This is a genomic window from Paucilactobacillus nenjiangensis (assembly GCF_008632615.1).
Taxonomy (GTDB): domain Bacteria; phylum Bacillota; class Bacilli; order Lactobacillales; family Lactobacillaceae; genus Paucilactobacillus; species Paucilactobacillus nenjiangensis.
Map to the genome: position 1 here is coordinate 1,986,102 of NZ_CP043939.1, position 15,542 is coordinate 2,001,643.

Genomic DNA, 15,542 nt, shown 5'->3' on the forward strand with positions numbered 1-15,542 from the left:
CTAACACTGCTTTCCTAGATTCCAGCAAGCGGAATCTTCGTCAATCATCGTTAGAAGCTCGTTGCCTGCCCGCGGTGATCCACACTCTACTTTTCCAAATCGTGGCTGTCATCACTCTACTTTTAATGACTCTCTATCTTATATCCAACGCCCCAAACAGTTTCAATGACTTTTTCACCGTTGGTAGCTTCTTCAATTTTATCACGAAGATGACTAACGTGAACCATGACGGTCTTGGCAGAGACAATACTTTCTTGTTGCCAAACTCGTTCAAAGATATCATCGGCTGAGAAGACGCGATTGGGATGACTGGCAAGTAAGTATAGGATTCCAAATTCCAAAGCAGTCAATTGAATGGTTTCACCATTGATGGTTTTTACTTCGTGTGAATCCTTGTTGATAGTTAATGAACCAACATCTAAGATATCAGGAGTACTGTTAGTCACGTCATTAGAACTACGCCGCAACAGCGACTTAACCCGTGCCATCACTTCAAGTGGATTAAATGGTTTGGTGACGTAGTCATCCGCGCCAGTAATTAAGCCTTGAATTTTATCCATATCAGCAGTTTTAGCTGACAAGATTAATATTGGAATCTGTGAATCTTTCCGGACTTGTTTCACAACTTCAATTCCATCCATTTCAGGCATCATAATATCCAAAATGATTAATGCGATATCTGGATTCGTATTGAGTTTCGTTAAGGCTTCTTTACCATCATAAGCAGTAACAGGATCATAGCCTTCGTTCTTAACGTAAATTTCTAGTAATTGAACAATTTCTTTATCATCATCGACGATTAGTACTTGCATAGTTTTTCTCCTTACAACAATTGCGAGTCAAGAGTCCACTCTCGCATTATTTATACCAATTGATAACATTATATTACTACAAATAGCAAAAAAGCCCGAATGATAACGGACTTAATAAAATATTTAGGTTAGTCGGTGGTAAATTCACTGTTTTCTGTGCCACTATCACCGCCGGTGTTAGTTTCACCACTCCCAGTATTGTCGCCTGTGCTTGGCGTTTCTGGTGTTGTATTACTTGTCCCACTGCCATCATTATAGACATTATAACTGCCACCTGTTGATCCATTAGAAGTTCCTGTACCACCACTATAAGAACTACCGGAGCCCGTGCCGCCGTTCGTCGTTGTGGTTGTACTATTATCTGAAGTTGAGTCAGTTGAATCTGCCATTGCACTCGAACTACTACTTGCTGAATCGCCCGAAATCTTGATTGATTTCGTCACTGAAGTATCTCCACGTGTCAGTTCCACATCATAGGTGCCTGGATCAGTAAACGTGTAACTAAAGGTTTGAGTCTTGTTCTTGGTCCCCGCCGCAAAGGTCTTGTAGACTGTCCGAGACGAATGGCCAATAATCTTAACACTTGTTTTTGAAGAGACGTATAGTTTGACCGTCACTTTACCTGCAGAATCTAGTGTAGGATTTTTCTTACTAAAAGTGACATCCAATGTGTCGTTCATGCTGCTCGAGTGACTGGTTTTCTTAGTGGTCTTTTTAACAACTTTAGTTTCAGTCTTTTTTTCAGGATGTGTGGCAGCATAAGCTGCTCCGCCAATACTCCCAATCATTGTAAAGATTAATAACCAACTGAAAATAACCCGCAAAAATTTAAACCGTTCTGGCAATCCAGATCGACTGACCCGACGGTAATTTAAAAACATTAACACTAAAAAAGCGAACGCTAAAATTGCTAAAACTAACAAATAAATTACCATAATAAACCCTACCCATACTCCATATTTGTAAGTGTACTTTCATCCTATTACACAAATCATACCGCATGCCATACCACAAGTTATATAAATGATAAGAATGTTTATAAATCCTTAATTATTTGACGTGGTCGACTCATCGGTTGGTGTGTCAGTTTCTACCGCTGGTGCGACTGATTCAGCACTTGAAGTGGCACTACTATTTTGTGTAGCGTTGTTGTTACCAGCGTTATTTGACTGACCTGTCGAAGGTGCTGTCTGATAATTATTCGCGGTACTTGGTGCTGTGCTAGTTGAAGAACTGGCCGCACTAGAGACAGCTGTGCTAATAGAGGCGGTACTGGTGCCACTAACCGTGATTGATTTGGTGATGGTTTTACTACCCCGTTGAATCACAATGTCATAAGGTCCTCCAGAGGTGAACGTATACTTGAAGGTTTCTTTTTTACTATTCTTACCAGCATCAAAGGTCTGATAAACACTCTTAGTATTGTGCCCGATAATTTTTACGCTTGTTTTAGAGGAGACCGATAAAGTTAACTCATTACCAACGGTTGGTGTGTCAGTACTGAGTTGAATGGCTAACTTATCGACTTTTTTACTCGAGCTCTGACTGGCATGTTTATGAGAGCTACTCTGTTTGACAGTGGCAGTTTTAGCCTTATCTGATGGATGCACGGCAGCAAACACTGCTCCACCCAAGCTTCCCAGCATTAGCAACAATAAAACCCAGCTCATGGCAATCCGTACGTGGGGGTGGCGTTCTTCTAAATGAGATGTCACAACCGTGCGATAATTTTTAAACATCACAAATAAAATGCTAAATGCGACGATTGCGACAACAATTAAATAGATTACCATCTTACTCCCCCACTGCCCGTTTGAATAAAAAACTTCTATATAAAAAACATTTTACCTTATCCATTCATAAAAGAATAGTTAAAATAAAATGTTGATAAATTACTTTATTGAGGCCTGGAATGAGGCTAATGCTTCTTGCCAGGTTGGAATATTAAAGCCAGTCGCTTTGGCTTTATCCAGATTCATAATAGAATGTTCTGGACGATGAGCCTTTTGTTTATAGGCACTGGAGTCAACTGGTACAACCTTGGTGTCTGTACCCTTCAAGATTTCAGTGGCAAAATCAAACCAAGTAGCTGAATTGTCGTTGGATAAGTGATAAACACCATGTTCTTCATCGTTTTGTACGAGATACAACATGAATTCTGCCAATGTCCGTGTCCAGGTAGGACGACCAGTTTGATCATTCACGACAGTTAATTCATCATGAGTTTCAGCTAAGTTTTGCATGGTGAAGACGAAGTTCTTACCAAATTCACCAAACACCCATGAAGTCCGAATAATGTAGTAGTTATCAGACGCCGACTTCACGGCTAATTCACCAGCTAACTTAGCTAAGCCATATTCGTTTTGTGGATTAGTCGCGTCATCAACGTTGTATTCGCCTGCATTAGTACCATCAAAGACATAATCAGTACTAATATAAACTAAGGTAGCACCCACTTCATTAGCTGCATCTGCGACATTCTTCGTACCATTCACATTAACTAACCAGTTAGCATCTTTACCATCATCTTCTGCATTATCCACAGCTGTATAAGCCGCACAATGGAAAATAATCTCTGGTTTTAATTCACTGACTTTGTTTGCTACCAAGTCACGATCAGTAATATCGAGATCAGTGGCATCAAAGCCAACGTATTCAAGTCCTTTTTCATCCATCAACTTTGATAATTCTGTTCCAAGTTGACCTTTAATCCCTGTAATCATATATTTAGCCATTAATAATTCTCCTGTAATTTCTATATCTGGTTAAACCAATCAATTTATCCGTTACGCACCATAATATTGTAACCCAACTGGTATTTAAAAAACAGGCTAAGTCAATTAATTGACCGGCCTGTTGTAAATTACTAGATTATTATTGATTGTTAGCAGCGTACTTAGCTTCCGTTTCAGCCTTTTCAGCTTTCCACCAATCTTCGTGTTCGGTATACCACTTGATGGTATCTTTGATGCCAGCTTGGAAATCAGTAAATTCAGGTTTCCAACCTAATTCTTCACGTAACTTAGTAGCATCAATCGCATAACGTAAGTCATGTCCATGACGATCAGCGACGTAATCATAGGCATCCTTAGGTTGGCCCATCGCTTCCAAGATAAATTCAAGCACGTGCTTGTTATCCTGTTCGCCATCGGCACCAATTAAATAAGTTTCGCCAATCTTGCCTTCGGTCAGAATCTTCCAAACGGCACGTGAGTGATCGTTAGTATGAATCCAGTCACGAACATTTTTACCTTCACCGTAAAGTTTTGGTTTAATCCCACTCAAAATATTTGTAATTTGACGTGGGATAAACTTTTCAATGTGTTGGTAAGGTCCATAATTATTCGAACAATTTGAAATCGTAGCTTGTAAGTCAAATGAACGAACCCAGGCACGAACAAGCAAATCTGACGATGCTTTTGATGATGAATAAGGACTGCTTGGATTGTAGTTTGAATCAGGAGTGAACTTTTCACCAACTCCTTCACCGTGTCCAGGTAAGTCTTCACGTAATGGTAAATCACCGTACACTTCATCAGTTGAAATATGATGGAAACGCTTGTGGTACTTAGCAGCAGCTGTGATTAACACAGAAGTTCCGACAATATTAGTTTGAATAAATGGTGATGGATCTTTCAAAGAATTGTCATTATGACTTTCAGCAGCATAATGAACAATTGCATCGGTGTCTTTAACTAATGAGTCAACCAGTTTCTCATCACAAATATCGCCAACAACCAAATCTACTTGATCTGCTGGTAGACCAGCAAGGTTTTCGCGATTACCAGCATAAGTCAATTTGTCTAAGACGGTTACGTGAACTTCAGGATGGTTGTTAACCACGTAATGAACGAAGTTTGAACCAATAAAACCGGCACCACCGGTTACAATAATATTTTTCATTTGTTTCTCCTCATGAATTCAGAGTGTGACAAGAAACTACGTTCCTTGAAGCACGATTAATCGATTATATTATATCATGCAACCAATCTTAAATTTCACCATACTTAAAGGGATTATCTTTCTCAAATTCAGTAAAGGTTGGTTGTGCAGCATCTTTTTCAGATGTAATGGCTTTGTCAAATTCAATTGGCCAGTAGATATTCAGTTCAGGTGTCTTGAAGGAGATCCCACCATCGGCTTCAGCATTATAAGGATTGTCACACTTGTATAAGAAGTTAACGTCATCTGTTAACGTCACAAAGCCATGAGCATAACCCTTTGGAACAAGTAGTTGACGATGGTTGCTAGCAGACAAGATGTAGCCTTCCCATTGAGCATATGTTGGTGAACCGGCACGAACATCAACAATGACATCCAAAACAGCACCGGTAACTACACGAATCAGTTTGGTTTGGGCCGCTTTTCCACGTTGGAAATGTAATCCACGCAAAACGCCGGCTTGTGTTGATAGTGAGTGATTGTCTTGAATAAAGTCAAAATCAATTCCAGCATCTTTAAAGTCCTGATCTGAATATGATTCCATAAAGAATCCACGATTGTCACCAAACACAGCTGGTGTGATTAACTTAACATCTTGTAACTTAGTTTCTTGTACTAGTATTTTACCCATTTCTTATTTGCTCTCCTCTGCTATTCTTAACATATATTGTCCATATGCATTTTTCTTAAGTGGTTGGGCCAATTTAATTAGTTGGTTTTTATCAATATAACCCATTCTAAAGGCTACTTCTTCAATACAAGCCACCTGTAAATTTTGACGTTTTTGAACAGTTTCAATAAAGTGGGCCTAGAATAAAAAGTGTACAAGTTAAATAGAGACTCTGATTTAGTATAATTAAGGAAGTAAATTGGAGGATCAAATAATGACGAAGCACAGTTATGACAAGGAATTTAAGGAACAGGCCGTTCAGTATTACTTAGATAACAAGGATCACATGACCATGAATGAAATAAGTAAGAATCTAGGTATTGGGGCTAGTACATTACATAAATGGATTAAGCTGTTTACTGAGACTGGGGAGTTTGGCCGTGGCTCTGGTAATTTTGCCAGCGATAAGGACAAGGAGATTGCACGACTAAAGCGTCAACTTCGTGACGCTGAAGGAGCGATTGAAGTGTTAAAAAAATCAATCGGGATTCTGAGCAAGTAACTACCGAAAAGGTATACCAAGAAATGGACGTTCAGCACGCTTTGGAATCCCACCCTTCCATCAATGGTATGTGTGATTATGTTGGAATCTCAAGAAGTGGTTACTATCAACGAGAAAAGCGTCATAATCACCAATCACCGCGAAAGCTTCGGAAGAAGTTTATTCAAGGTGAAATTAAAGCAATTTGGCTCAAAAGCCTTTGTATTTACGGTGCCGGCAAAATCACCCAAGAACTTCGCTCAAAAGGATATAAGATCGTTGAACGAACTGTTGGTAAGTATATGCGTGAACTTGGCATTCACGCCGTTTACCTAACCCCTTGGACGACTACCACTCGCAATTCTAAGTTTGATAAACAGCTAATAAATATTTTAGACGAGCAGTTCAATCCATTGCGACCAAACGCCGTTTGGTGCATTGACACCACTTATATTCCAGTTCATGACGGATTCGTTTATTTAACCAGTATTATGGACTTGTACTCCAGACGGATCATTGGTTGGGACTTATCTGAAACCTTGGAGGTATCGAATGTCATCCCACTTATTGAAAAGACTAAGCACAGTCGCCATATTAGCAAGCCATTAATCATGCACAGTGATCGTGGTAGTCAGTTTACGTCTGAAGCTTACAATCAAGTTACAGCTAACATGACATTAAGCTATTCAAAGAAAGCTTATCCTTGGGATAATGCCTGCATTGAGTCGTTTCATGCCTTGATTAAGCGTGAATGGATAAATCGGTTTAAAATCCATTCATACTCCGAAGCTAAACGACTAGTTTTTCAGTACATTGAAACGTTTTACAACACAGTTAGAATTCACAGTCACTGTGGATTCAAATCACCAAAGCAACTTGAAGATGAGTATCAAACTCAAATTCAAAATTTAGTCGTGGCATAGGACAAAAAAGTCTCTATTTAAATTGTCTATTTTATTGACAGGGGACCAAATTCACGCCATTAATAGTTGTTTAAACATGGTTTTAAATGCTTACAAACCCATTCATCTCCGCTACTTTCAGATTAAATTATTTTATTTTTCTATCATTTTATTAATGCAGTTTGTACGATAAATATCATCGTGTCAGTGTTTTACCGACATTTTATATAATTATCTGAGTCCCAAAAGAGTGCAGTTTTATGACATTTTATGATTTAATTAAATATTTTTATTTTTAGATAAATATGAGTCACTTTTTCGTAATTTTTCGTCAAAAAAAGAATCAGAAGATATCATCCTCTGATTCTTGAGTTATTCACTTTATTTGTAGTTAGGAGCTGCTTTGGTAATTTGCACATCATGTGGATGTGATTCAATTAAACCAGCACCTGAGATTTGGACAAATTGGGCTTTTTCAATCAAGTCTTTGACTGTTCCGGCACCAGTGTATCCCATTCCTGAACGAAGTCCACCAACCAGTTGGAAGATAATGTCAGAAACATCACCCTTATATTCCACACGAGCTTCAATACCTTCAGGAACTAATTTGTTAGCTTCGTTAACGCCACCTTGGAAGTAACGATCTGATGAGCCATGTGATTGTGACATTGCAGCCACAGAACCCATCCCACGGTATGATTTGTATTTCTTACCAGCATCTTCGAAGACTTCACCAGGAGCTTCAGTTGTGCCTGAGAACATACTACCAAGCATCACTGCATTACCACCAGCTGCCAGAGCTTTAACAATATCGCCTGAATACTTGATTCCACCATCAGCGATGATTGTCTTGCCATATTCACGAGCAACACTTGCTGAATCGTAAATCGCCGTTAATTGAGGAACCCCAACGCCAGCCACAACACGAGTAGTACAGATTGAACCAGGTCCAATTCCAACTTTAACTACATCAACACCGGCTTCATATAAAGCACGAGTACCTTCAGCAGTGGCAATATTTCCAGCAATCAAAGTTGCTTCTGGGAAATGTTCGCGGATTTCAGCAATCTTGCGAAGTACTCCGGCACTATGACCATGAGCAGTATCAATCACGATTGCATCAACACCAGCGTCTAATAAGGCACTAGCACGGTCAAATGTATCTGAAGTGACTCCAACAGCAGCGGCAACTAAAAGACGGTTATCAGCATCAACAGCAGCTTTATCAAAGTTACCACCTAGTTCAACGCCCTTCACGTTTGCCACTTCTGCTGCTTGTGCGGCACTTGTCATGTTCTTATGGATAACACCCATACCACCTTGTAAAGCCATGGCAATGGCCATTGAGCTTTCAGTGACGGTATCCATTCCTGCACTAAGGAATGGTAAGTTCAAATGAATCTTGTCGGTTAAATCAACACCCAAATCTACTTCATTAGGTAACACATGACTCTCTGCTGGAATCAACAATACATCATCAAAAGTAAAACCCTTTTTAGCGAACTTTGTTTCCCATTCTGACACGACAAATTCCTCCTATAAATTGTAATTGGTATCACTTTACTAGCCTTTGTTGCTGAGGTCAAATGTTTTTCACGAACTCTAATCAAATTCTAATGTATCGGGCAAAACACGAACATTAATTAGTGAAATTAGGTTACTTTGACCAACTTTTTTTCATTTCATACAACGTAAAACTCCATTGAAATTAAAAACGCACTCTTCAGTAAGAATGCGTTTTGAAATAAAGCTATTTTTTCGATTGTTGAGTTTGTCCACCAGCAAATGCACCACCGACGATATTGAAACGACGACGCACATACATATCTGCCAAGAATCCAAGCACTGCCAAGACAACATAAGCAATCCCAGGAAGTATTGGGTTAATTACTGTTGGCATGAGGCTGGCTGCAAAGTAGATGGCAACCCAAGCGATTAACGCTGCTACAACTGATAAGATTTTATACCAAACAGGCTTCTTTTCTTCACCTTTTTTAGCAGGTGACAATACTTTCGTGACCCAAGCAAAGAGTAATCCACCAGAAACTGCAACTAAAATAATTGCAGTGATTCCTGACGTACCAGTTTGATCAGCGGCCATTGATTTTGGTGAGAATAATGACATCAAACCAAACATAAATGCAAAGATATTAAAGAACATCAAGCCATTGTCTAAGGCTAATAATTTATAACTACTTTGTTCACGTGGTCCGCGATGAACTGGTCCCTTAACGATTTCAGTTGCGTATGCGGTCGGTGTACCAAATAATTGTTTCGCTGTGGTTCCCGTTTTTTGACCTTCAATTAAAGCAGTTAAAGTTTCTTCAACAGCTTGTGTTTTCTTCTCAGGCTTAGCACCTTGAGCGTCCAGTTGTTTACCCAATTGGAACATAAATTCTTCGTTTCGCTTGGTTAAGCCTTGACCACTTAACTCATGATGCGTTGCCACACTATCTTTTTCCATTTGTGCGCGCTGCTTTTGTCCTGCTGCTGCATTTCTTGATTGATTATCTTCGCTCACGAATATTGCCCCTTCCGGCTCCTATGTTTTTGATACAGTTATGATATTTATTACGTTGTTCTGAGTCGTGTTCTCTTCCGCAGCCTCCTCACTCAACTTAATTAACTCGCCGTCAGTAAACCACTGACAACTCGTTGATGCTCGGAGACTATTCGCGGAAGTTCGCACTGTTTTCCAAAATCGGATTTTTAATTCAACAACTTCCGTCTAGCTACGCTTAATCATTCACCATAGTTAGATGGTTGTTCTGAGTCGTGTTCTCTTCCGCAGCCTCCTCACTCAACTTAATTAACTCGCCGTCAGTAAACCACTGACAACTCATTAATTCTCGTTGATGCTCGGAGACTATTCGCGGAAGTTCGCACTGTTTTCTTACACATTAAATCTAAATTCTACGATGTCGCCATCTTCCATGACGTATTCCTTACCTTCTTGACGAAGGCGACCAGCTTCACGAACAGCAGAATGAGTTTCGTATTTATCGAGGTCATCAAAGCTCATAATTTCTGCACGAATGAATCCACGTTCAAAGTCAGAATGGATGATACCGGCTGCTTGTGGCGCTTTGGTACCTTTATGATAAGTCCAGGCACGAGTTTCCTTACCACCTGCGGTAAAGAATGTCTCTAAACCTAACAATGAATAGGAAGCGCGAATCAAACGGTTCAAGCCTGGTTCCTCAACGCCTTCCATTTCCAAGAATTCAGCTTTATCAGCTTCTTCCATCGAAGCAATTTCTTCTTCACTGGCCGCTGCTACACCAATTACTTCGGCACCTTCATCTTTAACATATTCACGGATTTGACTCATAAATTTATTGCTTTCAGGATCACCCATTTCATCTTCCGCCACATTGGCTACATATAAAACAGGTTTTGATGTTAACAAGAAGAGTCCCTTAACAATTGGTTCTTCATCTTCGTTAAAATCGATTGTCCGAACTGCATTCCCAGCTTCAAGGACAGGTTTAATTTTTTCCAGGACGGCTAATTCAGCTTTAGCTTCCTTATCGTTACCCTTCGCAACTTTTTCAACTTTAGCCAATCGTTTGTCGATTGTTTCTAAGTCGGCAAATCCTAGTTCCAAGTTGATTGTTTCAATATCATCGATTGGATCAACTTTATTGTTGACGTGGGTGATATTGTCATCTTCAAACGCACGCACAACGTGGACAATGGCATCCACTTGGCGAATATTTTCTAGGAACTTGTTACCTAGTCCTTCACCCTTGCTAGCACCTTTAACAATACCGGCAATATCGGTAAATTCAAAGGTCGTTGGCACTACTTTTTTAGCAGGAATCAATTCCTGAATTCGTTCCAATCGCGCATCAGGGACTTCCACCATCCCCACATTCGGATCAATTGTCGCAAAGGGATAATTTGCCATTTCCGCGCCTGCTTTTGTAATTGCGTTAAATAACGTTGACTTACCAACATTGGGTAAACCAACAATTCCAGCTGTTAAAGCCATCTGTTAGTCACTCTTTCTTTAATCATTTTTATTAGAATCGGGTTTCGACAAACAACGAATTAGTCGTTAGTCGCTTCATCTGGTTCTTTTTTCTTCAAAACTTTCTTGAGACGCTTTTCAAAATCACGGCGTGACAACATAACAATGTGTCCACAACCGAGACATTTAATTTTAATATCTGCGCCCATACGAATGATTTCCCATTCATTGGCACCACATGGATGTGGCTTTTTCATCATCACAACGTCGCCTAAATCATACATACTTTTCACCTCGACTAGTCTAAGTTGATATCTAAAATTTCCAAAATACGTGTTAAATCATCATCTGACACATATGGGATTTCAATTTTTCCGGCACCTTTTTTAGAACTTGATTGAGCAACGGAAACCTTGGTTCCAAAATGTGATTGAAGTGAGCTTTCAGCTGCTTTGAGATAAACTGATTTTTTCTCAGCTTTCTTGGCATGCTTCTTACCCTGGCCATTCATTTGACTAACTAATTGTTCCAATTGACGAACGGTTAAGTTTTGTTCAACTACCCGGCGAGCCAATGCGACTAATTTGTCTTTATCTTTTAATCCCAACAAGGTACGAGCTTGGCCCATTGATAACTGCTCTTTTTGCAGCATTTCTTTGACCATTTTTGGGAGGCCCAGTAAACGCAAATAGTTAGCAATATATGGGCGACTCTTGCCTAACCGCTCTGACACTTGTGCCTGGGTTAATGACAATTTATCCATCAAAGTCTGATAAGCTTGTGCTTCTTCCAACGGAGTTAAGTCTTCTCGTTGGAGGTTTTCTAAGACGGCAACTTCCATCATTTCTTCATCCGTCATGTCACGAACAATGGCGGGAATGGTTTTGTTGTCGATTGATTTAGAAGCGCGGAACCGTCGTTCACCAGCGATAATTTCATAACGATGCATTTTAGCATCTGGCTGACGAACAATGATTGGTTGGAAGACCCCTGACTTTTCAATTGAAGCCGCTAATTCTTCAATTCCTTTTGAGTCGAAGGTTTTCCGGGGTTGATATGGATTGGGGCGGATATTACTTAATTTTAATTCTTGAACGTTTTCTTCGTTGGCCGAAACATCATTTTCTTCAAACAATGCTGACAGTCCACGTCCAAGCCCTTTTTTATTGTTTGCCATGCGCTGCGACGACCTCCTTAGCCAATTCAACGTACACTTGTGCACCCTTTGAGCGTGGATCGTAATCAATAATTGGTAGTCCATGACTAGGGGCTTCCGCTAAGCGGACATTACGTGGAATGATAGTTTCATAAACTTTGTCACCAAAGAATTTTTTAACTTCTTCATTAACTTGTTGACCCAAATTGGTGCGTTCGTCATACATTGTTAACAAGACACCTTCAATTTTCAAATCTGGATTGAAGTGCTTTTGCACTAATTTGATGGTGTTTAACAATTGACTCAAACCTTCCAAAGCATAATATTCACTTTGAACAGGGATTAAAATAGAATCACTAGCCGTAAAGGCGTTAATCGTCAGTAAGCCTAACGATGGAGGACAATCAATTAAAATGTAATCATATTGATCACTCACAGTTTTGATAGCGTCATTCAAACGAGTTTCACGGGCCATCATCGAAGTTAATTCCATTTCAGCACCGGAGAGTTGAATTGTTGTTGGTGCAATATCCAACCCAGGATGAGCTGATTCAAGAATGACATCTTTAATATCCGCATCATTAATCAAGACATCATAAATATCTTGGTCGATGGTTGGTTTTTCAATACCAGTTCCGCTGGTCGCGTTACCCTGTGGATCCAAATCAATTAGCAATACTTTTTGATTAATTTCTGCGAGGCAAGCGCCTAAATTGACGCTAGTAGTCGTCTTCCCGACGCCACCTTTTTGATTGGCTAAAGCAATCACATATCCCATTATCTTATGCCTCCTTATGATTTATCAGTCTTCTTTGGACTTTTTGGTTTAGGTTTAGTTTTAGGCTTGCCTTTATTACTATCCATGACACTTTTTGGAATGTCGATGACAATCTGATAATGGTCACCCATATCTTCTTCACGGGTTTTGATTTTCATGCCATTATCTTTGATGAGTTTAACTGATTTTTTAATCGTATTGACGGCAACTCGAGTATCAGCGGTTAGGCCCTTGGTGGATGGCTTTTTTCGTTTTGGTTTATCAACTGGCGTTGGCTTATGAGTAAAGGTTGGTTCTTCTTCGGTCACTGCTTTACCAGTCAACACGGCCACCATCTCTTCGGTTTGTTTGACAGTTAAATGGCGGTTAACGATTTCCATCAAGCTTTCTCGCTGTTGTACTTCAGATAATTCAAGCAAAGCACGGCCATGACGTTCTGAAATCCGATGATCTAGAATCGCATTTTGAACTGGTGGAATCAGTTTTAATAACCGAATTTTATTGGCCACTGCTGATTGACTTTTACCCATACCTTTAGCAAGCGTGGCTTGAGTCAGCCCATTCAATTCCATTAAATTGCGATAGGCCTGCGCTTCTTCAATCGAAGTCAGTTGTTCCCGTTGCAAGTTTTCAATCAATGCTAAGGAAGCTGTTTCCTTGTCATTCATTTTTTCAACAATCGATGGAATTTTTTCCCATTGTAATTCGGTCATGGCCCGAAAACGGCGTTCACCAGCAATAATTTCATATTTACCATTTTCATACTCCCGCAGGATGATTGGTTGTAGTAAGCCATGTTCTTGAATTGTTTCGGCTAGTTCTTTAATAGATTCTGGATCAAATACTTTTCGTGGTTGAAATCGATTAGGGGTAATATCAGCCCGATTAATTTCGACAACTTGATTAGTTGATTTATGCTTTTTATTACCTGAATTTCCAAAAATTGAAAATGATGCCATCCTCTTCACCTACTTCTTTGTTTGAATTGGTTTTTTCAACGGCACTCCTGGTCGACGTGGATATTTATCTGGAGTCGCCGTTACCTTTTTAATTACAATCATGGTTCTAGGTTCACCACTAACGGGTAAACTTGATTCTACCACCGACTCAACGGAACCGCCTAACGTTTCAATTGCTGCCTGGCCTTCGGATAATTCATCTCCAGATTGACTCGCTTTTAATGCAATGAAATGACCACCAATTTTCGTCAGTGGTAAGCAAAATTCAGTTAAGACTGAGAGGCGCGCGACTGCCCGAGCAGTGACAATATCAAATGATTCACGATACTCACTGGTTAATCCCCCAAAAGTCTCTGCACGATCATGAATTAAAGTTACATCCGTTAATCCGAGTTGTTCCACTAATCCCTGCAAAAAATTAATTCGTTTATTCAGAGAATCAATAATCGTAATTTTCAACTGCGGAAAGGCGATTTTCATGGGTAGCGATGGGAAACCTGCCCCTGCCCCAACGTCGCATAAAGTTAACGATTCAGTTTGTAAAGCTTTGAAATTTAATGCCGGTAGAATTGAATCATAGAAGTGTTTTAAATACACCTCTTCGTGATCAGTAATACTGGTCAAATTTAATTGCTCATTACCTTCCACCAACAACTTAAAATACAACTCAAATTGATTTAATTGAGTTGCTGACAATTGAACACCATTTTTTAATAATTCTGTTTGAAATTGTTCCGGATTCATGGATGTACTCCTTAATTCGTGAAACAAATTTATGTTTCACATACCATTTAACTTTAACCCAAAAAGCTATAATTATCAACCAATTTAACATCATTGAAATATTAATCTCTGGTCGATTTTAATCAATTTCACAAAAAAATGATTAACCAATCTTGAGATTGATTAATCATTAATAATGTCCGTTGTAGACAAACATTTACGCTACTTTTCATGCTATTTAATTTTTGATACTTCTTCTAAGAACCATTTGTTAAATGCATCGGCGTCAATGTCGACACAAACTTTAGTATTAGTTTTACCATCATGGTATGCGCCACGGATATCGCCAACTGTTTCACCCATTGCTGGGCCTTCAGTTTGAACATCCACCCACATATCTTCAGTGGTGATAAATTCTGGATGAAGTAAATAGAAAATTGTATTTACATCATGCATTGGATGACCATTTTCATCCCCGTCACTGTAATGAGTGATTAAACCATGTAGCATTTTACCAGTCCGGTTTAAGCCCTCAAGTTTGTCCAACGTATCAGCGGTTAACAAAGCCTTCAAAGTGATATCCAGACCAACCATGACAATTGGTAAACCAGAATCATATAAGACTTTGGCTGCATGTGGATCAGTGAAGCAGTTGAATTCTGCGGCACTAGTCATGTTACCTTTACCTAAAGTTCCACCCATGGCCACAATTTCTTTGATGTTGTCTTTAACTTCAGGATATTGTGAGAATAGGATGGCGATATTAGTATATGAACCAGTTGGAACCAAAGTGATTGGTTCGTCGGCAGCCATAATTTCTTTATGCAATGCTTCAACCGCAGACATATCAATGGCATGTCCATAATCTTCACCAAAATCGTATCCTGGCATACCAGATTCACCATGAATCCGGGCAGCATCTTCAAATGGTTTTAACAATGGTAACTTAGCCCCAGCAGCAACCGGAACATCTTTATTAAAGAAATGGACAATCTTCAATGCATTGATCGTGGTTTTATCAACAGTTACATTTCCAGCAACCGTCGTAATTAATTTTAAATCGAGTTCGGGATTGTTTAACGCCATCGTTAAAGCGGCAGCATCATCAATTCCTGGATCAGTATCCATAATAATTTTGGTAGTCAT

The 15,542-nt window shown here is 39.5% G+C and carries 17 protein-coding genes and 1 pseudogene; 2 read left to right on the plus strand and 16 right to left on the minus strand.

All coding sequences use genetic code 11. From position 1 onward, the window contains the following. Nucleotides 1-122: 122 nt before the first annotated feature. The 7 genes and pseudogenes from F0161_RS10135 to F0161_RS10165 form a co-directional block, all read right to left on the minus strand. Nucleotides 123-812, minus strand: coding sequence for a response regulator transcription factor (locus F0161_RS10135; protein ID WP_150204493.1), 690 nt, complete (start codon nt 810-812; stop codon nt 123-125). Between the two features lie 128 nt (nt 813-940). Next, nucleotides 941-1,747, minus strand: a complete 807-nt coding sequence (locus F0161_RS10140; protein WP_150204494.1) for a hypothetical protein — start codon at nt 1,745-1,747, stop codon at nt 941-943. Nucleotides 1,748-1,858: 111 nt separating this feature from the next. Then, nucleotides 1,859-2,605, minus strand: a complete 747-nt coding sequence (locus tag F0161_RS10145) for a hypothetical protein (RefSeq protein ID WP_150204495.1) — start codon at nt 2,603-2,605, stop codon at nt 1,859-1,861. 99 nt (nt 2,606-2,704) lie between these two features. Further along, the gene (rfbD, locus tag F0161_RS10150; RefSeq protein ID WP_150204496.1) at nt 2,705-3,547 is read right to left on the minus strand and encodes a dTDP-4-dehydrorhamnose reductase; all 843 of its coding nucleotides are present in this window, start codon (nt 3,545-3,547) and stop codon (nt 2,705-2,707) included. A 139-nt stretch (nt 3,548-3,686) separates the two neighbouring features. After that, nucleotides 3,687-4,715, minus strand: a complete 1,029-nt coding sequence (gene rfbB / locus F0161_RS10155; protein ID WP_150204497.1) for a dTDP-glucose 4,6-dehydratase — start codon at nt 4,713-4,715, stop codon at nt 3,687-3,689. A gap of 88 nt (nt 4,716-4,803) precedes the next feature. Continuing rightward, nucleotides 4,804-5,376 (minus strand): dTDP-4-dehydrorhamnose 3,5-epimerase, encoded by a 573-nt coding sequence (gene rfbC / locus F0161_RS10160; protein ID WP_190318937.1) that lies wholly within the window; start codon nt 5,374-5,376, stop codon nt 4,804-4,806. Nucleotides 5,377-5,388: 12 nt separating this feature from the next. Next, nucleotides 5,389-5,562, minus strand: a pseudogene (locus F0161_RS10165) (glucose-1-phosphate thymidylyltransferase); the annotation flags it as partial. 76 nt (nt 5,563-5,638) lie between these two features. Here F0161_RS10165 and F0161_RS10170 point away from each other — a divergent pair. Then, nucleotides 5,639-5,926, plus strand: coding sequence for a transposase (locus F0161_RS10170; RefSeq protein WP_003688751.1), 288 nt, complete (start codon nt 5,639-5,641; stop codon nt 5,924-5,926). Between the two features lie 23 nt (nt 5,927-5,949). Beyond that, the gene (locus F0161_RS10175) at nt 5,950-6,828 is read left to right on the plus strand and encodes an IS3 family transposase (protein ID WP_105310504.1); all 879 of its coding nucleotides are present in this window, start codon (nt 5,950-5,952) and stop codon (nt 6,826-6,828) included. 360 nt (nt 6,829-7,188) lie between these two features. Here F0161_RS10175 and guaB read toward each other — a convergent pair whose 3' ends face one another. The 9 genes from guaB to rihC all read right to left on the minus strand — a co-directional run bounded on the left by guaB (nt 7,189) and on the right by rihC (nt 15,542). Further along, the gene (guaB, locus tag F0161_RS10180; RefSeq protein ID WP_137602042.1) at nt 7,189-8,331 is read right to left on the minus strand and encodes an IMP dehydrogenase; all 1,143 of its coding nucleotides are present in this window, start codon (nt 8,329-8,331) and stop codon (nt 7,189-7,191) included. A 226-nt stretch (nt 8,332-8,557) separates the two neighbouring features. Next, on the minus strand, nt 8,558-9,328 hold the full coding sequence (locus F0161_RS10185; protein ID WP_150204499.1) for a DUF1129 domain-containing protein: 771 nt from the start codon (nt 9,326-9,328) through the stop codon (nt 8,558-8,560). 372 nt (nt 9,329-9,700) lie between these two features. Continuing rightward, nucleotides 9,701-10,801, minus strand: a complete 1,101-nt coding sequence (ychF, locus tag F0161_RS10190; protein ID WP_137602044.1) for a redox-regulated ATPase YchF — start codon at nt 10,799-10,801, stop codon at nt 9,701-9,703. A gap of 59 nt (nt 10,802-10,860) precedes the next feature. Further along, nucleotides 10,861-11,064 carry a DUF951 domain-containing protein gene (locus F0161_RS10195; protein WP_137602045.1) on the minus strand — a complete coding sequence of 68 codons (204 nt, stop codon included), beginning with the start codon at nt 11,062-11,064 and terminating at the stop codon, nt 10,861-10,863. A 14-nt stretch (nt 11,065-11,078) separates the two neighbouring features. Continuing rightward, nucleotides 11,079-11,957 carry a ParB/RepB/Spo0J family partition protein gene (locus F0161_RS10200; protein WP_150204500.1) on the minus strand — a complete coding sequence of 293 codons (879 nt, stop codon included), beginning with the start codon at nt 11,955-11,957 and terminating at the stop codon, nt 11,079-11,081. Next, nucleotides 11,944-12,714 (minus strand): ParA family protein, encoded by a 771-nt coding sequence (locus F0161_RS10205; RefSeq protein ID WP_150204501.1) that lies wholly within the window; start codon nt 12,712-12,714, stop codon nt 11,944-11,946. Before F0161_RS10205 ends, F0161_RS10200 begins: the two co-directional genes overlap by 14 nt. 14 nt (nt 12,715-12,728) lie before the next feature. Next, on the minus strand, nt 12,729-13,673 hold the full coding sequence (gene noc, locus F0161_RS10210) for a nucleoid occlusion protein (protein WP_150204502.1): 945 nt from the start codon (nt 13,671-13,673) through the stop codon (nt 12,729-12,731). A 9-nt stretch (nt 13,674-13,682) separates the two neighbouring features. Continuing rightward, nucleotides 13,683-14,417, minus strand: coding sequence for a 16S rRNA (guanine(527)-N(7))-methyltransferase RsmG (gene rsmG, locus F0161_RS10215; RefSeq protein WP_137602049.1), 735 nt, complete (start codon nt 14,415-14,417; stop codon nt 13,683-13,685). A gap of 213 nt (nt 14,418-14,630) precedes the next feature. Further along, nucleotides 14,631-15,542 (minus strand): ribonucleoside hydrolase RihC, encoded by a 912-nt coding sequence (gene rihC, locus F0161_RS10220; RefSeq protein ID WP_137602050.1) that lies wholly within the window; start codon nt 15,540-15,542, stop codon nt 14,631-14,633.